This window comes from Kitasatospora sp. NPDC004669, assembly GCF_040609455.1.
Taxonomy (GTDB): domain Bacteria; phylum Actinomycetota; class Actinomycetes; order Streptomycetales; family Streptomycetaceae; genus Kitasatospora.
In genome coordinates, this window is sequence record NZ_JBEXKB010000064.1 from 26,370 (window position 1) to 47,031 (window position 20,662).

Annotated in this window: 17 protein-coding genes; 10 read left to right on the forward strand and 7 right to left on the reverse strand. The window is 73.7% G+C overall.

The window, feature by feature from the left end:
- Window positions 1–20 precede the first annotated feature (20 nt).
- The 3 genes from ABZW30_RS36650 to ABZW30_RS36660 all read right to left on the reverse strand — a co-directional run bounded on the left by ABZW30_RS36650 (window position 21) and on the right by ABZW30_RS36660 (window position 3,367).
- The gene (locus ABZW30_RS36650) at window positions 21–1,010 is read right to left on the reverse strand and encodes a hypothetical protein (protein ID WP_355675591.1); all 990 of its coding nucleotides are present in this window, start codon (window positions 1,008–1,010) and stop codon (window positions 21–23) included.
- Window positions 1,011–1,199: 189 nt separating this feature from the next.
- Complete coding sequence (locus tag ABZW30_RS36655; RefSeq protein ID WP_355675592.1) at window positions 1,200–1,910, reverse strand: rhomboid-like protein; 711 nt, start codon at window positions 1,908–1,910, stop codon at window positions 1,200–1,202.
- A 107-nt stretch (window positions 1,911–2,017) separates the two neighbouring features.
- A complete protein-coding gene (locus ABZW30_RS36660; protein WP_355675593.1) occupies window positions 2,018–3,367 on the reverse strand; it encodes a cytochrome P450 in 1,350 nt (449 codons plus the stop codon).
- Window positions 3,368–3,692: 325 nt separating this feature from the next.
- Here ABZW30_RS36660 and ABZW30_RS36665 point away from each other — a divergent pair, with 325 nt between their 5' ends.
- Complete coding sequence (locus ABZW30_RS36665; protein WP_355675594.1) at window positions 3,693–5,096, forward strand: amidase; 1,404 nt, start codon at window positions 3,693–3,695, stop codon at window positions 5,094–5,096.
- A gap of 61 nt (window positions 5,097–5,157) precedes the next feature.
- Here the strand turns inward: ABZW30_RS36665 and ABZW30_RS36670 are convergent, their stop codons facing one another.
- Window positions 5,158–7,110 carry an FUSC family protein gene (locus ABZW30_RS36670; protein WP_355675595.1) on the reverse strand — a complete coding sequence of 651 codons (1,953 nt, stop codon included), beginning with the start codon at window positions 7,108–7,110 and terminating at the stop codon, window positions 5,158–5,160.
- A gap of 591 nt (window positions 7,111–7,701) precedes the next feature.
- On the opposite strand from ABZW30_RS36670, the gene ABZW30_RS36675 reads away from it, so the two are divergent.
- Window positions 7,702–8,442: a PIG-L deacetylase family protein gene (locus ABZW30_RS36675; protein ID WP_355675596.1), complete on the forward strand. Its 741-nt coding sequence runs from the start codon at window positions 7,702–7,704 to the stop codon at window positions 8,440–8,442.
- Between the two features lies 1 nt (window position 8,443).
- Here the strand turns inward: ABZW30_RS36675 and ABZW30_RS36680 are convergent, their stop codons facing one another.
- From ABZW30_RS36680 to ABZW30_RS36690, 3 genes are all read right to left on the reverse strand, one after another.
- Complete coding sequence (locus tag ABZW30_RS36680) at window positions 8,444–9,103, reverse strand: DedA family protein (RefSeq protein ID WP_355675597.1); 660 nt, start codon at window positions 9,101–9,103, stop codon at window positions 8,444–8,446.
- A gap of 53 nt (window positions 9,104–9,156) precedes the next feature.
- Window positions 9,157–9,351: a DUF1918 domain-containing protein gene (locus ABZW30_RS36685; protein ID WP_355675598.1), complete on the reverse strand. Its 195-nt coding sequence runs from the start codon at window positions 9,349–9,351 to the stop codon at window positions 9,157–9,159.
- Between the two features lie 122 nt (window positions 9,352–9,473).
- The gene (locus tag ABZW30_RS36690) at window positions 9,474–10,142 is read right to left on the reverse strand and encodes a TetR/AcrR family transcriptional regulator (protein ID WP_355675599.1); all 669 of its coding nucleotides are present in this window, start codon (window positions 10,140–10,142) and stop codon (window positions 9,474–9,476) included.
- A 386-nt stretch (window positions 10,143–10,528) separates the two neighbouring features.
- Between ABZW30_RS36690 and ABZW30_RS36695 the strand changes: the two genes are divergently transcribed.
- The 8 genes from ABZW30_RS36695 (at window position 10,529) to ABZW30_RS36730 (ending at window position 20,533) form a co-directional block, all read left to right on the forward strand.
- Window positions 10,529–11,326: a phytanoyl-CoA dioxygenase gene (locus ABZW30_RS36695; RefSeq protein ID WP_355675600.1), complete on the forward strand. Its 798-nt coding sequence runs from the start codon at window positions 10,529–10,531 to the stop codon at window positions 11,324–11,326.
- A gap of 11 nt (window positions 11,327–11,337) precedes the next feature.
- The gene (locus ABZW30_RS36700; protein ID WP_355675601.1) at window positions 11,338–11,907 is read left to right on the forward strand and encodes a DUF6309 family protein; all 570 of its coding nucleotides are present in this window, start codon (window positions 11,338–11,340) and stop codon (window positions 11,905–11,907) included.
- Complete coding sequence (locus tag ABZW30_RS36705; RefSeq protein ID WP_355675602.1) at window positions 11,904–16,007, forward strand: AMP-binding protein; 4,104 nt, start codon at window positions 11,904–11,906, stop codon at window positions 16,005–16,007. The genes ABZW30_RS36700 and ABZW30_RS36705 overlap by 4 nt, the downstream gene beginning before the upstream one ends.
- Before the next feature lie 31 nt (window positions 16,008–16,038).
- Window positions 16,039–17,307 carry an aminotransferase class III-fold pyridoxal phosphate-dependent enzyme gene (locus ABZW30_RS36710; RefSeq protein ID WP_355675603.1) on the forward strand — a complete coding sequence of 423 codons (1,269 nt, stop codon included), beginning with the start codon at window positions 16,039–16,041 and terminating at the stop codon, window positions 17,305–17,307.
- Window positions 17,308–17,318: 11 nt separating this feature from the next.
- Window positions 17,319–18,188 carry a TauD/TfdA family dioxygenase gene (locus tag ABZW30_RS36715; RefSeq protein ID WP_355675604.1) on the forward strand — a complete coding sequence of 290 codons (870 nt, stop codon included), beginning with the start codon at window positions 17,319–17,321 and terminating at the stop codon, window positions 18,186–18,188.
- The gene (locus ABZW30_RS36720; protein ID WP_355675605.1) at window positions 18,176–18,934 is read left to right on the forward strand and encodes an SDR family oxidoreductase; all 759 of its coding nucleotides are present in this window, start codon (window positions 18,176–18,178) and stop codon (window positions 18,932–18,934) included. Before ABZW30_RS36715 ends, ABZW30_RS36720 begins: the two co-directional genes overlap by 13 nt.
- Window positions 18,935–18,937: 3 nt before the next feature.
- The gene (locus tag ABZW30_RS36725) at window positions 18,938–19,693 is read left to right on the forward strand and encodes a methyltransferase domain-containing protein (RefSeq protein ID WP_355675606.1); all 756 of its coding nucleotides are present in this window, start codon (window positions 18,938–18,940) and stop codon (window positions 19,691–19,693) included.
- A 141-nt stretch (window positions 19,694–19,834) separates the two neighbouring features.
- Window positions 19,835–20,533: an alpha/beta hydrolase gene (locus ABZW30_RS36730; protein WP_355675607.1), complete on the forward strand. Its 699-nt coding sequence runs from the start codon at window positions 19,835–19,837 to the stop codon at window positions 20,531–20,533.
- Window positions 20,534–20,662 lie beyond the last annotated feature (129 nt).

The following is a 20,662-nucleotide window of genomic DNA, read 5'->3' on the forward strand; positions in this document are numbered from 1 at the left end:
CGGCGCCCCGCTCCTGCCCGCTACTGGCCCGCGTTCCGCTCCCGGGTCTTGCGCCGCATCTCCTCCAACATGGCCAGGGTCTCGGGGTGAACCGTGGGCTCCGCCTCGTCCAGGTCGTCGTCGAAGTCGTCCAGCTCGTCGTCGTCATCCGCTTCCTGCGGATTCAGCCGGGCCTGCGTGAGCAGTTCGTCGTAGCGGGGGTTCCCCGGCTCGATCTTGTGCCATCCGTCGGAGTCGGCGGCGCTCGCGACCTTGGCGAGGCCCGCGAGGGCGACGGAGACGCCTTCGGCGCGTTCGGCGGCGTTGGCGACGACGCGGCCGCCGGCGCCGAGGCCGCCGCCGGCGCCGCCCATGATGCCGCCGGTCTCGGCGGAGTCGAGGGCTTCCTTGGCGCTGTAGCCGCCGTCGTCGAAGAGTTCGACGCGGATGGGCTGGGCGACGGCGAGGTCGACGGTGATGGCCTCGACGGCGCCGAAGGCGGCGCCGACCAGGACGGTGGCGGCGATGGTGGCGATGGTCTCGGAGACGGCGACGCCGAGGCCGGCGGCGGTGGCGACGATGCCCGCGGCGGCGCCCGCGGCGACGCCCTCGGAGATGCCGGCGGTGAAGAAGGCGAGGGCGGTGCCGGCCACCAGGGTGGCGCCGACGATCGCGGCTTCCTCTTCGAGTTTCTTGATCGCCTTGTCGACCTCGGTGGCGAAGTCGCGCAGCGCCTTGGCGAGGGCGCGGCAGGCGTCGGCGGTTTCGGGGAGCCAGCCCTTGCCCTTGCCGGCGCTGTCCTTGCCGCCGTAGTACTGGCCCCAGAACTTGCCGAAGGCGTCGATGGCGGGGCCGTGGTTGTTGGCGACGATGGCGGCGGCGGCCTGGTTGGTGGGCACGGTGACGTTGTCGATGGCGGTGGCCATCGCCTCCCAGGCGTCCGCGACCTTGCGCAGCTTGTCCGGATCGGCGTCGGGCCACCACATGCCGGTGAGCTTCTGGACGGCCTTCGCCGCCGTGGACTCACCCATCGACCGCCCCCGTCCGGGAGCGGTCGCGGTCGTTCAGGTTCCCCGGCGGGAACCCGTACCGCGTGCCGCTCGCTTTCGGTCCGTCATCTGCCGTGGTGCTTTCCCCGTACGTGCTGGTTGCGCTGATCGCTCTGGTGATCAGATCGAGGAACGGAGTGACGAGGTTTCAGTGCCGAACTGTGACGTCGGTCACGTCCGTGAGGGCGGGCCTGCGCGGTGGCGAGCGGTGACGGCCGTGACGGCGGCGAGGGCGAAACCGAGGGCGGCGGCGAGGAGGTGGCCGACGGTGGTGAACTCCGGGAGCGGGCCGACCCACTCGGCGCCGCCGCCGAGCGGCCAGGCGAGGACGAAGGCGGCCCAGGGGAGCCGGGCCCAGCGGGGCAGGGCGAGGATGACGAAGGCGAGGGCGGCCTGCGCGCCGTAGCTGATGCCGTAGTCGGAGGCCTCCCGCACGCTCTCGGGGTACCAGCCCTGGTGCAGGGCGAGCAGGATGACCAGGGCGGTGATCAGGGTGGCGCCGATGTGCCCGGCGAGGAACACGGCGGCGGCGCGCAGTGTCCCGTAGCGGTGCTCGGCCCAGGCGAGGCTGACGACGATGCCGAGGCCGAGGGTGATCAGGGTGCCGCCGAAGCCGGTCGAGGTGATGTCGGTGAGCGTGCCGTCGTAGAGAAGGGCGCTGCCGAACAGTGCCCTGAGCGGATGGTCGTGCAGGTTGTCCAGGTTGGTGCTGATGTAGTCCCGCAGGTCGTCGGCCCCCGTGTCGGAGAGCCCGTACTCGACCCAGGCGTGCCCGAGCAGGAGCAGGCCGACGTAGACGAACGTCAGCGGCGAGCGGCGCGGGTAGGTCCGGACGGCGCGCAGCAGCCCGGTCAGGAGCCCCAGCGGGGATCGAGCGTTCATGGCGTGATGGTGTCCCGGTCGAACGGCAGGTCCGGCCGGCACACCTGTGGCCGGCCCCGCCGGGACAGTACCGAACCCCGATCACCCTCCGACCCGCGCGGGCCGACTCACCGTACCCGGCGGGTCAGCGTCGCCTGGAAGGGGCGAGGCGACATCGAGGAGCTCCGCTGCGGCCGGACCGGCTGCCGGGGCGTCGGGGTGACGGTCCAGCGGCCGGCGATGGTGGCCAGGGCGAGGGCGGCTTCGGTGGTGCCGAAGGTGTCGCCGATGCAGCGGCGGGCGCCGAGGCCGAACGGGGTGTAGGTGCCGGGGGCGGGGCGGGCGGTGGTGAGCCAGCGGTCGGGGTCGAAGCGGTCGGGGCAGGGGAAGAGGTCGGCGCGGCGGTGCAGCAGGTAGGGGCTGTAGAGGACGGTGGTGCCGGCCGGGAGGGGGTGGCCGCCGAGTTCGGTGTCGGCGGTGACGGTGCGGCTGAGGATCCAGGCGGGCGGGTAGAGGCGCAGGGTCTCGCTGATGATTCTGGAGGTGAGCGGCAAGGCGGGCAGGTCCTCGTGGCGCGCGGGGCGGCCGTCGAGGACGGTGTCGAGTTCGGCGTTCAGGCGGTCGCGGACGGCGGGGTTGGCGGCGAGCAGGGTCCAGGTCCAGGAGAGGGTGGCGGCGGTGGTCTCCATGCCGGCGAGCAGGAAGGTGACGACCTGGTCGTGGATCTCGCCGTCGGACAGGCCCCGGCCGTGCTCGTCGCGGGTGGTGAGCAGCGTGGAGAGCAGGTCCCGGTGGTCGGTGCCGGCGGCGCGGTAGTCGGCGATCAGGCGGCGGGTGATCTCCTTGAGGCCCCGCTGGGCGCGCTGGAAGCGGCGGTTGCCGGGGGTGGGGATCCGGTCGGCGCCGGGCAGCGGCATCATCATCCGCCGGGCGACGCCCCGGGTGACGACGTTCATGAACTCGTGCACGGGCAGGGAGCCGGCCCGTTCGTGGGCGGCGAAGAGGCAGCGGGCGGTGACGGCGGTGGTGAGGCGGTACATCGCGGCGGGCACGTCGACCACGTCGCCGTCGCGCCAGCGGGCGGTGGTGCCGGCGATCTCCTCGGCCATCATGGCGGCGTAGCCGGGGAGCCGGTCGCGGTGGAACGCGGGCTGCAGCATGCGGCGTTGGCGCCGGTGGTCGGCGGCGGGGCAGGTGGCGAGGCCGTTGCCGAAGGCCTCGCGGACCTTGTCGATGATGATCCCCCCCTTGTCGTAGGTGCGGTCCTCGGTGAGCAGTCGGCGCACCAGGTCGGGGTGGCAGGCGACGTAGGCGTCGAGCGGGCCGAGCCGGACCTTGACCAGGTCGCCGTGGGCGGCGAGGCCGGCCACGAAGTCGAAGGGGCGGCGGACGAAGGCAGGGGCGTGGCCGAGCAGGGGGAGGGCACCGGGAGCGGTGGCCGAGGTGTACTGGGCGGTCGGGCGGTAATGGGTGGTCAAGGGCGTCACCTCGGGTGGGGGATGGCCGGATCGGTGGGTGTTCGGGATCTTTCCCGGAGATCGTCGGTCAAACGGTTCGAGACCGGCGGGTGGGGTGAACGCGGGGGCGCATGCCGAACGTCCGTGCGCCGCCGAATGGTTGACGGCTCGCGCGCGGCCGCCCGGCGTGGGGGTACCCGGGGGCGGGGCGGCGCGCCTACACTGCGAAGCTCGGCGGGATTACCGGCCAGTACTACTAGTCGGTATTGCCAGTCAGTATTACCAGTCCGTAGGAGCAGGGCAGCAGCCGGGCGGCAGAAGGCCCGGCGGGGAATGGGGAGTTGGGATGACCGACGAGCGGGCCCACGCGTTCACCGACGACGCCCTCGGCGCGCATGACGCGGTGGCGCTGGCCGCCCTGGTGCGGGCCGGTGAGGTCAACCCCCGGGAGCTGGTCGCGGCGGCCGTCGCCCGCGCCGGGCGGATCGACGGCGCGCTGCTGCCCGTCGCCCACGCCTCGTACGACCGGCCGCGGATCAGCCGGGAGGGCATCGGCGGCCCGCTCTGGGGCGTGCCGACCTACCTCAAGGACAACGTGGACCTGCGCGGACTGCCGACCGCCATGGGCAGCGAGGCCTTCCGTGCCCGCCCGGCCCGCCGCAACGCGCGCTTCACCGACCAGTTCCTGGCCACCGGCCTGGCCGTGCTCGGCAAGACCCGGCTGCCCGAGTTCGGCCTGAACGCCTCCACCGAGTTCGCCACCGCTCAGCCGGTGCGCAACCCCTGGAAGCCCTCACACTCGTCGGGCGCCTCCTCGGGCGGCTCGGCGGCCCTGGTGGCCTCCGGCGTGGTGCCGATCGCGCACGCCAACGACGGCGGCGGGTCGATCCGGATCCCGGCGGCCTGCTGCGGCCTGGTCGGGCTCAAACCCACCCGGGGCCGGCTGGTGGTCAACGCGCAGGGCGGCAAGCTGCCGATCGACCTGGTCACCGACGGGGTGCTGACCCGCTCGGTGCGCGACACCGCCGCGTTCTTCGCCGCCGCCGAGCGCCACCACCACAACCCCAGGCTGCCCCCGCTCGGCCTGGTCGAGGGGCCGGGCGCGCGCCGGCTGCGGATCGGGCTGGTGGTGGACTCGCCGATCGCCAAGACCGACGAGGCGACCTGCCGCGCGGTCGAGGAGACCGCGGCCCGGCTGGAGGCGATGGGTCACCGGGTCGAGCCGGCCACCCTGCCGTTCGGCGAGGAGTTCTCCCGGGACTTCCTCTCGTACTGGGGCTACATCGCCTGGGTGATCGCGCTCACCGGCCGGGTGATGTTCGACCCGAGCTTCCGCAGTGACCGGCTGGACGGCCTGACCAGCGGCCTGCGCCGCCGTTTCCAGACCGAGTTCCCGCGCACCCCGGGCGTGCTGCGCCGGCTGCGTCAGGCCGAGGCGGTGTACGCGGGGATCTTCCGCGACCACGATGCGATCCTCTCCCCGGTGCTCGCCCACACCGCCCCGCCGATCGGCCACCTGAGCCCGAACGTGGCCTTCGACGAGCTGATCGAGCGGCTGCTGCGCTACGTCGCCTTCACCCCGGTCAACAACGTGACCGGCGGTCCGGGCATCGCGCTGCCGACCGGGGAGGCGCCGGGCGGCCTGCCGATCGGGGTGCACCTGTCGGCCGCGCACGGGCAGGAGCGGCTGCTGCTGGAGCTGGCCTTCGCGCTGGAGGCGGACCGGCCCTGGCGGCGCATCCAGGACTGACCGCGACCGGGGGTCACGAGGTCCGGGGGTCACGGCGACCAGGAGTCATGGCGACCGGGGGTCACGGAGCCGCGATCGACCGGGCCGCGTGCACCTCGTGGTGCAGCCGGGCCAGCGCGCAGTGCGGCGCCGGCGCGGCCAGGTCGCCCGCGGGTAGCGGCACGCCGGAGCGCAGCGCCTCGGCCAGGTCGGTCAGCTCCCTCGTGACGGCCTCGACCTCGGCCGGGGTGGGGACGGGCGCGCCGTGCTCGACCCGGACCCGGGTGGCGGTGGTGGTGTCCACGATCCGCTCCACCGCGATCACCAGCGGCCACCAGGCCTCCGCCCGGGCGCCGACCGGTGGCGGCTCGGTGAGCGCGCGCTGGAACTCGCCGCGTACGGCGGACAGGTCCCGGTAGAGCCGCCGCCGGTAGCGGGCCCGGGCCGGCCCGTCGCGGCCGGGTGCGGTGGTGAAGGCCATCGACACGTACGAGGCGGTGTCCTGGACCGCGTCGGCCAGCCGGTCGCCGATCCGGGTGTGCCAGGACTCCGGCCACAGCAGGTAGCCGGCCAGCAGCGAGATGCCGCAGCCGATCAGTGAGTCGTAGAGCCGGGGCAGCACCAGGTGGAAGCCCTGGTGGTTGAGCAGGTCGGAGAGCAGCAGGATCACCGGGGTGATGGCGGCGGTCTGGAAGGCGTACCCCTTGGCCGACAGCGCCGGGATCAGCGAGGCCAGCGCCGCCATCACCGGGACGTCCCACCAGCCGTGCGGCACTTCGGCCAGCACCGGCATGGCGAGCAGCAGCCCGGCGGCCGTCCCGAGCGCACGCAGCACCGCGCGGGAGAACACCGAGCCGAAGTCGGGCTTCATCACGAAGGTCACGGTGAGCGTCACCCAGTACGAGCGGGGCACCGCGATCACCGACACCAGCACCTGCGCCAGGCCGATGCACAGTGCCAGCCGCAGGCCGTACCGCCAGGACGCGCCGGACAGCAGCAGCGCCCGGACCGCCCGGCGGGCCCGGACCTCCAGGCCGGCGGGGCGGCCGAGCCGGTCGTCGGCGGCGTACGGGTCCGGTTCGGCCTCGTGTACCACGACGGCGGCGTGCCGGATCGCCTCGGCCAGCGCGCGGGTGGAGGGGCCGCGTGGTTCGGGCAGGTCGGGCGGGGGAGCGGGGCCGGTGCGGCCCAGTTCGACGGCCTCGGCCAGCGTGCGGACGGCGGCCGGGTAGCCGGGCGGCAGCGGGCCGAACTCGGGCGGGCGCAGCCACACCGCCGAGGTGCCCTCGACCACCGGGATCACCGCGTTGAGCTGGGCGAGCAGGCGGACCAGGGTGGGGGAGCGGCCGTGCTGGCGGGCGCGGCGGGCCAGCAGCAGGTCGTAGGAGTGGTTGAGCGACTGGGTGAGTTCGCGCCGCTTGGCGTCGTACGTGGGTGAGCCGGTGGCCTCCAGCAGTTCGGCGACCGTCCGGTAGGTGTCCGCGACGACCGCGCGCTCGGGCGTGCCGCGGCGCAGTGGCCAGGCGAGCAGGGTGAGGGCGAGCACCACAAGGCCGCCGAGCAGCAGCAGGGCGGGCGGCAGCCACCAGGGGGAGGGCAGTGGCAGGCCGGCCCCGATCACGGCGTCGAGCAGCAGGAGCAGTCCGGAGAGGGAGGCGACCGCGCCGATCGAGGAGATCATGCCGGAGACCAGTGCGACGACGGTCAGCGCCGCGACGGCCGTCCAGCCGGAGCCGTACACCTGGGTGCCGAGCAGCACCCCGAGGGCGCCGACCAGCTGCGGCACGGCGATGTTGAACACCCGCATCCGGTAGGCGTCGGCGGTGTCCCCGATGACGCCGGACAGCGCGCCGATCGACACCAGCGCGCCGTAACCGGGCTGCCCGGCGGCGGTGCCCACGGCGAGCGGGGCGGCGAGCGCCACCGAGGCGCGGGCCACCGCGGCCCAGGGGATCGGCGCGTCCCGGGGCCGCAGGCCCTCGGTCAGCCAGCCGGGCGGGGCGGGCCGGGTGCGTGCCAGCCGAGTGCGTGCCACAGTCCCAAGCTACGGCGGGCGGGCGGGCGGTGCGTGCCCGGTGTACCGGTTCGGCGGGCCCGGCACAACGGTTCGTGCGGCGCCGCGGTTCACCACTTCCGGTTATGTCAATTCACCAAACTTGCCCGCCCTTATGTCGGTCTCCGAAACATAAAGCGGCCCCCGAGAAGCGCCGTGAGCTGCGCTGATCTCCCAATCGGTGACCCGCGGGAAAGGGTTGACACCGCCAGTTGGTCTAGTCCAATGTATGGGGAGCGCAGTTCTGCAGGGCTGACGCGGGGTGAGCTGCCTTGCTGAGCGGGAGGGTTGGCCCTCTGGGGCGGCGCCGTTGCGCTCTCGCGGGCCGAGGCGAGAAGGGGCACATGCGGACGGACACCCGATCCGCGCACCGAATCTCCCTCTGCGCCACCCGTATCCGCTGGCCGCAGCCCGCCACTGTCGTGATGGACCCCCGGCAACCGTGCGTCAGGGGCAAGCCCGGCGGTCGGGAAGGTGTCTGACGGTGTGTGCGGGAGACGGGTCTTCTAGAGTCGCCTGCGGTGCGACCGTATGACCCTGAGCCGCACGAGCCGCGTGAGAGGGAAGAGCAGCATGACCGAGCAGGCCCCCGAGTCCTTCGAGCACGTCGACGAGGACTGGCAGACCGCGGTGGCGATCGTCGCGCACCCCGACGACATGGAGTACGGCGGCGCCTCGGCCGTCGCCCGCTGGACCTCGCAGGGCAAGAAGGTGATCTATGTGATGGTCACCAGCGGCGAGGCCGGGATCGACTCGATGAGCCCCGAGGAGTGCGGGCCGCTGCGGGAGGCCGAGCAGATAGCCTCGGCGCGGGTGGTCGGGGTGGAGACCGTCGAGTTCCTCGGGTACCCGGACGGAGTGGTGGAATACGGGCTGCCGCTGCGCCGGGACATCGCCCGGGTGGTGCGCCGGCACCGGCCGGACATCGTGATCACCGGCAACTTCCGGGAGACCTACGGCGGGGTGTTGCTCAACCAGGCCGACCACATCGCGGTCGGCCGGGCCGCCCTGGACGGGGTTCGGGACGCCGGGAACCGCTGGGTGTTCCGAGAGCTGCTGGACGAGGGGCACGAGCCGTGGAACGGGGTGCGGCAGATCTGGGCGGCGGCCTCGCCGGAGTCCAAGCACGCGGTGGACACCAGCGACCACTTCGACGTCGGCGTCGCCTCGCTGGAGGAGCACAAGGCGTATCTGGCCGGGCTGGGCGGGGCGATGGCGGACGCCCGGGAGTTCCTGGAGGGCTTCGGCCGGGGCGCGGGCACCCGGCTGGGGACGCGCTTCGCGGTGCCGTTCGAGGTGTTCCCGCTGCGCTGAGTCAGGACTCCGCACCGGAGTCGGCGCCTTCGCGGCGCTGACGCCGGTAGCGCAGCACCTGCCGGAGCAGGAAGGCCGCGACCAGCAGCCCGAGGCCGACAGCGAACCAGAGCTGGTAGCGGATCGCCGTCCGGTAGACCGTGCCGATGTTGGCCCCGGCGACATAGCCGAAGGTGCCCCACACGCCGGTCCACAGCGCGGCACCGATCAGGTTGAAGACGGAGAAGCGGCGCCAGGGCATCTCGGTGGTCCCGGCGATGATGCCGTTGTACTGGCGCAGCCCGTCCACGAAGCGGGCGACCGTGACCACCTTGCCGCCTTGCCGGGCGAAGAAGCCGTCCGCGCGTTCCATCCGGGCCGGGGTGAGCAGCACGTACCGGCCCCAGCGGTGGACGAAGGCACGCCCGCCGGTGTGGCCGATCAGGTAGCCCAGGCTGTTGCCGAGGGCGGCGGCGCACACCGCGATCAGCAGCACGGCGGCGAAGTCCAGGTGCCCGGTGCCGGCGTACACCGAGGCGAGCACCAGGATGGTCTGCCCGGGTACCGGGATGCCGCAGTTGTCCAGCAGCACGAGCAGCGCCACCGCGAGGTACCCGTAGTGGTCCAGCAGTGGCGAGAGCCCGGCGAGCGCCCCGGGCAGCGGGGGCGAGGGGGTGGACACCGTTCCTCACCACCTCGCCCCGGTGGTCGGGCACGGGGTGGTGGGGGAGTCGGTCAGCGTTCCGCCAGACGCGGTTCGATGTTGCAGTCGGGGCCGGGGTAGATCAGGCCCTCGTGGCCGTCCTCGAAGCGGACGACGTACGGGGGCTCGCCGTTGGTGCCGCGCACCTCGATGATCTCGCCCTTCTGGTCCACCATGCCCACCGACCTGCTGTGGATGTGGAGCTGGTCACCTACCGCTGCGTGCATGGTCGTGCTCCTCGGGTCGTGGAGGCCGCCTCCGCAGCCGTTCCGCTATCCACTGTGCTGCGGGCGCGCCGTGCTCGCAACGGCTCGGGCGGACGGGACGCGTCGGGCCCGTGGGCCCTGCGTCAGAGGCGGGACGGCTGTTGCGCAAGGTAACCGCGCACCAGCCGCTTGCACTCGGCGATCAGCGCCGGATCGCCGTCCGGATCCCCCCGGAAGGCCAGCTTGAGCACCGCGTCGGCGGCCTCCAGGGCGACCCGCAGGGTGAGTGTGGTGGCCGCCGGGTCCCCCGCCGCGAACAGTTCGCCGCCCAGGGCCTGCAGTCGCAGGGCGACGGCGGTGTTGTTGTCCACGCCCGCGTCCAGCAGGTGCTGCTCGTCCCGGACCCCGGTGGGCACCCCCGCCCCCGCCAGTCCGAAGTCCACCTGGCCGAAGCCGGGCACCGCGCGCTTCATCGCCACGAACTCCTCCACCGCGAGGTCGGAGAAGCCTGCCGGGCCCACCGGGGCGGACTCGGCCAGCCGGGTGTCCAGGCGCTGGAGGTACCGGTCCAGGTTGCGGGTGGCGAGCGCGGCCAGCAGGTCCTCCTTGCCGGCGAAGAACTGGTACAGGGTGCCGATCGGCACTTGGGCGCGCTGAGCGACCTCCTTGGTGGTGAGCGCGGTCGCCCCGACCTCGTCCAGCAGCCCGGCGCACGCGTCCAGGATGCGGCCGTACCGCTCCTGGCTGCGCTGCTGGACCGGCCGGCGGCGGGTCGTTCCGGGGCTGTGGTGACTCCGCGCGTCCGAGCTCATGTGGCAACTCTGCCGCATCCGCTGTTCCGACGGCGAATCACCGGGACTCGGCACGACCCGAGTTTCCGGTGGGGGAGGAGCCGACTGGTGGCCGGAGCTGAACGACACGGTGGCGGGAAGGTGTCCACGGGTTGGCTTTGGTCTTGTCGTGGACGCGAAGGCCGGTTCATACTCCTGAGGCGGATCACCTTGCGTGATCAGAGCATTCCTCTTCGTGGTGCCCGTGGATTCCGGTGGCCGCGAATCTCAGCTGTCCGTGGCGACGACGGGCGACACCGCCGCCACCTGAGGTCTGGATGAACCCGTGTGCCTCTTGGCTCGTACCGCATTCCCATGCGCGTCCCGTCCCTGTGCGTCCCGTCGAACGGAAGGAGGGGGTCGGTTCGGTGACCTTGCACTCCGCTGGGCGTGAGGCCCTCGACACCGAGCACCGCCGCCAGTTCCTGGAGTCCGGCTACCTGGTCCTGCCCGGACTGCTGCCCGAGGAACTGCGCGAACGCCTCGTCCCCGAAGTGGACCGCTGGGTGGACGAGGGCCTGCGGGCCCGCTCGATCCAGGCCTGCGCCGCCCCGGACCGGCACGGGCCGCCCCCGCTGCTGGAACTGGAGCTCCCCGCCCACGGACAGCTGCTCGCCCACCTGCCGCTGCTGCGGGCGCTGACCGGACTGATCGGGCCCTCCTTCGTCTTCCACCACCTGCACAGCGACCGCCAGGCCCCGGGCATCCCCGGAAAGCCCTGGCACCACGACTGCGAGCCCAACGACGGCTCCGATCCGTCGCTGCTGATGGTCCACGCGCTGCACTACCTCGGCGGCCTGGACGGGAAGGTCGGCAGCCTGGCCGTGCTGCCCGGGTCGCACCGCAGCACCGTCGGCAAGACCGCCTACGCCCACCACGGCACCGCGGAACTTCCCGGCGAGGTGGTCATCGACCGGCTGCCGCCCGGCTCCACCGTGCTGCTCAACTCGGCGCTGTTCCACACCCGCAGACCGGCACCGGACGGGCCGGGCGGAGCCCGGTACTTCATCGACGCCTCCTACTGCCAGGTGGGAGCGCGCTGGCGCCCGGTGAAGCCCTACTGGCGGCGGATGCTCGCCCGGGCCCGCGAACTGGACCTGGCCGACGGCCAGTGGCCCGAGCTGTTCGCGGAACACCACTTCACCGAGTACCCCGGAACCGTCTGAGGAGCACTGCCGTGGAGATCGTCACCGCCGTCGCCTACCCCGAGGTCCACGACGCCTACCTGCGGGACCACCCGGTGGAGCGGGCTCACGAGGCGAACAGCAACCTGTACGGCGAGGAGAACATCGAACGCGCCGACCGGATCCCCGGCGGCTGGTGGCGGGTCCGGTTGAGCCGGGTCGACATCCTCCGCGTCCTCCTGCCCTGGCACCTCAGCGAGGGCGGCGAGCTCGAACTCGTCCCGCGGACCGGGCTGACCGTGGCCCAGGCGGCCGAACGCGTTCGCTCCGGCGCAGCCGCCTGGGCGACGGCCAACCCGGTCTGCGCGGCCAAGCTACGACTGCTGCGCCGGGCGCCGTTCACGCCGCTCTTCCTCAGCACCGGGCCGGTCGACCACTCCGACTACGCGGACCTGCTGGTCCGGGAGGGACTGATCCACATCGACGGCCTGCACCGCATGCTGGCCTGGGAGTTGGCCGGGCGTCTGCCCGAACGGGCCGGGCTGGACGGGTACCTGGTGGGCGACCCCGGGGTGCTCGCCCGGCCGGTGGGAACGGCACGGACGGGGGACGAGTCGGCGTGACCTCCGCGACGCAGCACCTCTGGTCCGCGTCCGCCACCGGCTCGCTGACCGCGCTCCTGTCGCACCTCGCCCGGTCCCACCCCGACCGGCCCGCCGTCACCGACGGCGTCCGCGCCTACGACTACCGCACGCTCGACACCGCCGCCGGGCGGATCGCCGCCCGGCTGGCTTCCGGCGGCACCGGCCGGGGCGACCGGGTCGCCCTGCTCGGGCCCCGGGACGCCCGGATGCTGGTGCTGCTGCACGGGGTGCTGCGCTCCGGCGCGGCGGCCGTGCCGGCCGACCCGGACTGGTCGGCGGCAGACCTCGCCCGGCGGCTCGCCGCCGTTCGGGTCGGGCGGGTGCTCGCCACGGAGGGCGGGCTCGGCGGCGAAGTGGTGGACGTCGAGGCGGCCGGTCCCTCGGGGCGGGGTGGGGAGGCGGCCGGTTCCTCGGGGCGGGGTGGGGAGGTCGGCGCCGAGGACCTCGCCTACCTGTCCTTCACCTCGGGGTCCAGCGGCGAGCCCAAGGCGGTGGCGGTCACCCACGCCAACGCCGTGCACTACGCGTTGTCGCTGGCCGCGCGGCTCGGCCTGACCTCGGCGGCCGCGCCCCGCCTGGCGCACGTCACGACGCTGGCCGCCGACCTCGGGCACACCGCCTGGCTGCTCGCCCTGGCCACCGGGGGCTCGGTACACGTCGTCCCGGACCGGCGGGTGCGCGACCCGGAGGCCTTCTGGGCCTCGCTGCGCCGGGCCGGGGTCGACACGCTGAAGACCACCCCCTCGCATCTGACCGCCCTGCTGGAGGGCCGCCCGGGCGACACCGCGCCGCTGCGCACCCTGCTGCTGGGCGGCGAGGCGCTGCCGCGTCCGCTGGCGGCCGCGCTGCTCGACGGCGGGGTCACCGAGCGGCTGGTCAACCACTACGGGCCGACGGAGACCACGGTCGGGGCGACCTGCTTCCTCGCCACCGCCGCACGTGAGCTGCCCGTCGGGGAGCCGACCGTGCCGATCGGCAGCGGCATCGGGGAGGCGCTGCTCACCGTGGTGGACGGGGAGGGACGCGCCGCGCCGGAGGGCGAGCTGCTGATCGGCGGGCCGGGCGTCAGCGCCGGGTACTTCGGTCGGCCGGACGAGACCGCGCGCAGCTTCGTCCGGCGCGGCGGGCAACTGATGTACCGCACCGGTGACCTGTGCCGTCGACGGGCGGACGGTCACCTGGTCTTCCTCGGGCGGGTGGACCGGCAGGTGAAGGTCCGCGGCTACCGGGTCGACCTCGCCGAGGTCGAGCGGGCCATGGACGGCTACCCCGGCGTCGCGGGCTCGGCGGCGCTGCTGCGCGAGACCGCGGTGGGAAACCAACTGCTCGGTGCGGTCAGGCTGTTGGACGGCTCGGGTGTCGACGGCCTCGGCGTGTACCTGCGCGACCGGCTGCCCGGCTACTCGGTGCCGGAGCCGATCCTGGTGCTGCCGGAGTTCCCGGTCGGGCCGAACGGCAAGCTGGACCGGCGTCGGCTGGGCGCTCTGGTGTCCGAACTGGTCGAGGCCCGAGCGGAGTCGTCGGGCACGGCCGGGGACGGCCTGGCCGGGGAGATCGCCCGGTTCTGGGCCGGCGCGCTCGGACTGTCCGGCGTCGGACCGCAGGCGGACGTGCTCGGCCTCGGCGGGGACTCCATCCTCGCCATGCGCACCATCGCCTTCCTGCGGCGCTCCGGACTGCGGGTCGCCTACGAGGACTTCTACCGGCACCCGACGCCAGCCGGGCTGGCGTCGGTGGCCGAGCCGGTGGTTCCCGCCGTTCCGGTACCGCGTCGCGGCGACAGCGGAGGCCAACTCGCCCCTGCCCAGCGCTGGTTGTTCCAGCAGCGGTCCGTCGAGGATGTGCGGCACTGGAACCAGTCCGTGCTGCTGCGCTGCCGCACCGCCGTCGACCCGGCCGCGCTCTCGGCGGCGGTCGAGGCCGTGCTGGAACGCCACCCGGCACTGCGCCGCCCCGTCTCGCCGGAGGGGTACGGCGAACCCAGGGAGGTGGCCGACCTCGACCCGGTCTCCCACTCCCGCATCCCGCGCGCGGCGGGCGCGATCGCCGACACCGTCGCCGGGGTCTGCACCGCACTCCACCGCAGCCTCGACCCGCTGGCCGGACGGCTGCTGCGCGCCCACCTGTTCACCGGGCCGCCCGGCACCGACGACCGGCTGGCGCTGATCGCCCACCACCTGGTGGTCGACGGGCTGTCCTGGCGGATCCTGCTGGACGACCTCGCCCACGCCTACCGTGCGGTGCTCGACCGGACTGTGTTCGATCGACGACCGGCCGACCTGCCGCCCACGCCCGACTTCTACCAGTGGGCGGCAGCCGCCCCGCCGACACCGGTGCCGGAAGCCTCCGAGCCCGTTCCGCCTTCCCGACCGGCCGCGCTCAGCTGGGCCCTGGACGAGGAACCCACCGCCCGGCTGATCGCACGACACGGCGGCGGGGCCGGGTTGGAGGCCGTCCTGCTCGCCGCCTTCACCGGGGCCGTCGCGGAGTGGCGGGGCGAGCCCCGGCTCGCCGTGGAGGTGGAGACCCACGGCCGGGACACCGCCGGCGACCCGGGTGGATTCCTGGACACCGTCGGCTGGTTCACCGCCGTCAAACACGTCGAGCTGGAACCGGCGGCGGGCGCGCAGACGGTCGCGCAGCGGCTGCGCGAGGCGCCCGTCCGACCGATGGACACGTCCGGCGAGCGCCCGACCGTCGGGTTCAACTTCCTCGGCACCTTCCGGCTGCCCGAGGAACCCGCGCTGGACTGGACCGTCGCCGACGAGCAGGCGGGCGTGGCCCGCTGCGCCGGGGGCGACCCGATCTACCGACTGCGGCTCACCGCCAGGGTGGTGGAGCAGCGCCTGGTCGCCGACCTGGTGTACGGGTGGCCCGGTGTGGCGCACCCCGCCGCCGAGCGGATCGTCGCCCGGTTCGCCCAGGCGCTCGCCGGGCCTTCGGCGGAGCGGCCCGTGCGGGCGTCGCTGTCCACCTCCGGGCAGCTGCTGCACGCCCGGGTGCCGCGCACCGCCCGGGTGAGCGTACGGGAGCCGGCCCGGGTGCTGCTCACCGGCGCCACCGGCTACCTCGGCCGCCACCTGCTGGACGCCTTCCTGCGGCGTGGAGCCGAGGTCACCTGCCTGGTCCGGGCCACCGACGAGGCGGAGGCCTTACGGCGCCTGGCCGTCGGCCGGGCCCGGGCCGTCGCCGGGGACATCGGCCGGGACGGCCTCGGCCTCTCCCCGGCCGGGCTGGAGCGCGCCCGGACCGCTCGGATCGTGGTGCACGCGGCGGCGGACGTCCGACTGGTCGCCTCACCCGACGAGCTGGAGCGCACCAACCACGCGGCGGTGCGTCGGCTGCTCGGCTGGGTCGAGGAGCACACCCCGGCCGCCGCGGTCCACCACGTCTCCACCCTCGCCGTCTCCGGCGGGGTGGACGGCCCGTCGCGCCGCTTCAGCGAGGCGGACCTGTGGATCGGCCAGCACTTCCGTACCCCGTACGAGCGCACCAAGTACCGGGCCGAGCAGGCCGTTCGGACCTGGGCGGCCACCGGGCACGCCGCCTACCTGTACCGCAGCGGCCACATCGCGGCGCACAGCCGGACCGGGGCGTTCCAGGCCAACATCGGCGACAACCGGATCTACCAGCTCATCCGCGGCTACCTGTTGGCGGGCGCCGCCCCCAGCCGACCGGACACCGCCTTCGCGTTCTCGCACGTGGACACGGTGGCCGCAGGGATCGCCGCGATCGCGCTGGACCCGTACGCCGCACCCGGGGCGTACCACGTCGAGAACCCCCACCTGACACCGCACGATGAACTCGTGGGCCGGCTCGCCGAGTTCGGCTACCCCGTCCGGATCACCGACGACGGGACCTTCGCGGCCGCCATCGCCCGGGCCGAGCGCCGGCACCCGACAGCCGCCCGACTGGCCGCGGCCTGGGCCCAGCAGGAGGAGCGCAACGTCCGGGTGGACGGCGCCTACACCACCTCCGTACTCGACCGGCTGGGCGTCCGCTTCGCCGCGCCGACCCCGCAGTGGTGGTCGGCCGCGCTCACCTGGGCCGCCGAGGCCGGCTACCTGCCGCCCCGCTGACCCCATCCCCTCCAGAAGAAGGCAGACTCCGTTGTCCCAGCTCTCCCCGGTGCTCAAGCAGGCCACCCCGGTCGTCGCCGTCCGCGGCGAAGGCCTCCACCTCTACGACGCCGACGGCCGCCGCTACCTCGACTTCACCTCCGGCGTGGGGGTGACCAGTACCGGCCACTGCCACCCGCGCGTGGTCGAGGCCGTCCGCGAGCAGGCCGGCCGGCTGATCCACGGCCAGTACACCACCGTCCTGCACGACCGACTGCTCACCCTCACCGAGCGGTTGGGCGACGTTCTGCCGCCCGGCCTGGACTCGCTGTGCTATGCCACCGCCGGGACGGAGGCCGTGGAGGCGGCGCTGCGGCTGGCCCGGCACGCCACCGGGCGGCAGAACGTGATCGTCTTCGAGGGCTCCTTCCACGGCCGCACCATGGGCGCGGCCTCGCTCACCACCGCCGGGACCCGCTTCCGGGCGGGCATCGGCCCGCTGGTGCCCGGGGTCGCGGTGGCGCCCTTCCCCGCAGCCTTCCGGCTGCGACTCTCGCTGGGGCTGTCGGATGAGGAGGCCGTGGCGCACGCCCTGCGCGGGCTGGACGAGGTGCTGGCCACCGTCTCCGCGCCCGCCGAGACGGCAGCGATGTTCGTCGAGCCGGTGCTCGGCGAGGGCGGCTACGTCCCCGCACCGGCCGGATTCCTGGCCGGACTGCGCGAGCGGGCCGACCGGCACGGCATCCTGCTGGTGGTGGACGAGGTGCAGAGCGGTTTCGGCCGCACCGGCCGGTTCTGGGCCCACCAGTACGAGGACGGGGTGGTGCCCGATGTGCTGATCACCGCCAAGGGCCTGGCCAGCGGCTTCCCGCTGTCCGCGATCGCCGCGCCGACCGAGCTGATGCGGCGCGCCTGGCCCGGCTCGCAGGGCGGCACCTACGGCGGGAACCCGGTGGCCTGCGCCGCCGCCCTGGCCACCCTGGACGTGTTGCGCGAGGAACGGCTGGTCGAGAACGCGGCCGAGCAGGGCGTGCGGCTGCTGGACGGCCTGCGGACGGTCGCCGCCGAGGCGCCCGGCATCGCCGACGTCCGCGGCCTCGGGCTGATGGCGGCCAGCGAGTTCTGCCGCCCGGACGGCACACCGGACCCGGACGCCGCCCGGCGGGCCCAGCAGGCCGCGGCCGGCCTCGGTCTGCTGCTCCTGCTCTGCGGGATCCACCTCAACGTGGTCCGGATGATCCCCGCGCTGGTCGTCACGGCCGGGCAGATCGACGAGGCGCTGGCGCTCTGGTCCAAGGCCGTCGCGGCCGGGGCCCGGTAGAAGGAGGCATCATGAGTGAGCACACGGTCGCCGAGATCGGCTGGAGCAGCCTGGAGTTGGAGGCCCGGCGGGAGCTGTGGTCGCTGCCGCTGGGGGACGAGGAGCGGCGGCTGCTCTGGGCCGACGCGCGGGCCGAGCGCTGGGGCGCGGCCGAGCCGGTGCGCCGGCGGCTGCGCGGCTTCGTCCGGGACGGCATCGCCTCGGTAGGCCTCGCCCACGTCGGCCGACTGGTCGACCCGGCGCAGCCGGAACGGGAGATCACCGAGGCGCTCTCCTTCCTGCTGCGGGACTTCGGCCGGATCGTGCCGCAGAACGGGCGCGGCGACCTCACCTCGGTGCTGCGAGACCAGGACGGCGACGGCAACACCGAACTCGGCTTCCACTGCGACACCTGCGACCTGCTCGTCCTGCTCTGCATCCAATCCGCCTACCACAGGGGCGGATTGACCAAGCTGGCGAGCGCCCGGCACGTCCACGACCTGATCGAGCAGGAACGGCCGGACGCGCTGGCAACCCTCGGTGAGGACTGGACCTTCGACCGGACCGGCCGGGCGGGCCCGCAGGTCGTGGTCACCCCGATCCTGTACCCGCAGAAGGACGGGACCATCGGCTGCTACTACCAGACCCGCACCGTCCGTTCCTCCCCTGATCGGGGCGCACCCGAACTGACGGACCGTCAGTGGGAGGCGCTGGGCGTGCTGGACGAGGTGCTGTACCGGCCGGAGATCGCCTTCGGGCTGCCGATGGCCGCCGGAGACCTGCTGATCATCCGCAACAGCCGGGTGCTGCACGGGCGTTCACCGTACGTGGACGAACCCGGACCGCACGCCCGGCGGATGCTGCGGATCTGGCTGAACGAGGGGGAGACATGGACACCCTGAACGGAAGGATCGCCCTGGTCACCGGCGGCGGCAGCGGGCTCGGCCGGGCCTCCTCGCTGGCCCTGCTGGAGGCGGGCTGGACGGTGGTGCTCGCCGGGCGGCGCAAGGACGCCCTGGAGGAGACCGCGGCGCTCGCGGACGTCGACCCGGCACGGGTGCTGACCGTCCCGACCGACATCCGCAGCCCCGAGGAGGTCGCCCGGCTCTTCGACGCCGTCCGCGGCCGGTACGGCCGTCTCGACCTCCTCTTCAACAACGCGGGCGCGGCCGCCCCACGCCGGCCGATCGTCGAGACCCCGTTCGAGGACTGGAACCGGGTGCTGGACACCATCGCCACCGGCAGCTTCCTGTGCGCCCGGGAGGCCTTCCGGCTGATGAGCACCCAGTCCCCGCAGGGCGGCAGGATCATCAACAACGGCGCGCCCTCGGCGTACGTGCCGCGTCCCAACTCCCTGGCGTACACGGCCGCCAAGCACGCCGTCCTCGGCCTCACCAAGGTGCTCGCCCTGGACGGCCGTCCGTACGGCATCTCCTGCGGGCAGATCGACGTCGGCAACGTCACCCCGCTGGACGGTGGCCCGCAGCCCGCCGCGATGCAGGCCGACGGGACGATGGCGGTGGAGGCGACCATCCCGGTGGACCGCTTCACCGAGGCCCTGCTGCTGATGGCCTCGCAGCCGCCGGACACCACCATCCAGTCCCTGGTGGTGCTGCCGAGCACCATGCCCTTCGTCGGGCGGGGGTGAGCCGTGCTGGTCAGCGCCCGTTCCTTCGCGGAGTACCGGGCGATGTTCGCGCTCACCGACCGGGACTTGGAGCAGCGCATCCTGGACTGCCCGGGCGGCGCGGCGAGCTTCGTGGCCGAAGCCGGGCAGCGAGGCATCGACGCGGTGGCGGTGGACCGTGAATACGCCTCTAACCGCGAGGAGCTGGGGCTGCTGGTCGAGCGGGAGACCCTCTTCAAGCGCGGGCAGCTGATGCGGGAGGCTGCGGACTTCGTCTGGTCCTGGTACGGCGACCCGGCCGGCCTGCTCCGGGAACGGATCGGCAGCGCCCGGCTGTTCCGGGCCGACATCACCGCCCGGCCGGAGCGCTACCTGGCCGGGTCGCTGCCGCAACTCCCTTTCGCAGACGACTCCTTCGACCTGGTTGTCAGCTCGCACCTGCTGTTCTCCTACGGCAATCGGCTCGGCAGGGGCTTCCACCGGGCGGCGCTGCTCGAACTCGCCCGGGTGGCACGGCGGGAGGTCCGGATCTTCCCGGTCGTGGTGTACGACACCGGGGAGCGGTACGACGGGCTGGAGAGGCTGCGGGAGGAGCTGGCCGGGGTCGGGATCGGGAGCCGGGTGGAGCGGGTGGCGTACGAATTCCAGCCCGGGGGTGACGAGATGCTGGTGCTCTCCTGCGCCGGATATCGGGCGCAGGCCTCGTCGGAACCCCGGGTCACCGCCTTCGATCCGGTGCGGTGGCGACACCGGGAGGGGGTATCCAGGAGAATCGCTTGATCAACCACGGTCTTGCCGGTCATGGGTGACGGTATGAAAGGAGGGGAGTGCAGCCGAGGCGGATGGCGACCATGTGTCATGTCCCGGGGGCGTGGATAATCCCCTGGGGCGCCACGGAGCCGGCCCGCTACGGTGACGATCATGGTGAACTTCGTACTGGTGGCGGGCGCGCGGCTCGGGGCATGGGCATGGGACGACGTGGTGCCGCACCTGCGGGCGGCCGGGCACGGCGTTCACCCACTGACCCTCTCCGGCCTCGCCGACAAGCAGGGCGTTCCGGCCGGGCAGCAGACCCACGTCCAGGACATCGTGGCCGAGGTCGAGCGACTGGATCTGCGCGAGGTCGTCCTGGTCGGCCACAGCTACGCGGGGATCCCGGTCGGCCAGGCCGCGGCGCGGATCGGCGACCGGCTGGCCCACGTGGTCTTCGTCGACTCCAGCGTCCCGGTCGACGGCCAGTCCTTCGCCGCGAGTTGGCCGGACGGCGGAGCGGCGCTGACGGCGGCGATCACCGGGAACGACGGCTACTGGCCGCGTGCCACCGCCGCCCACTTCGAGGGCCACGACCTCACCGACGAGCAGATCGCCCGCATCGTCACCGGCTCCACCCCGCACCCGGGCGCCACCCTGACCGAGCCCGCCGTCCTGACCCGCCCCCTCGGCGAGCTGCCCGCGACGTACCTGCTGTGCCTGCTCGCGGGGGAGGAGCCCGACGAGGACGTGGTCGAGCTGCTGGCGGGTGGGCGGTGGCGCTCGGTCGAACTGGCCACCGGACACTGGCCGATGTTCTCCCGGCCCGCCGAACTGGCCCGGATCCTGCTGGACGCCGCCGGGGAGTGACGGACGTCATCAGCCTGGCCGTGGACGCCGTGGACGCCGCGCAGCCCCGGCCTGGACATTGACGGCGAGGACCAGCTGTCGCTCACCGTCGGCGGTGGCGAGCGCAAGGCTGGTGAAACCGGCTCCGCC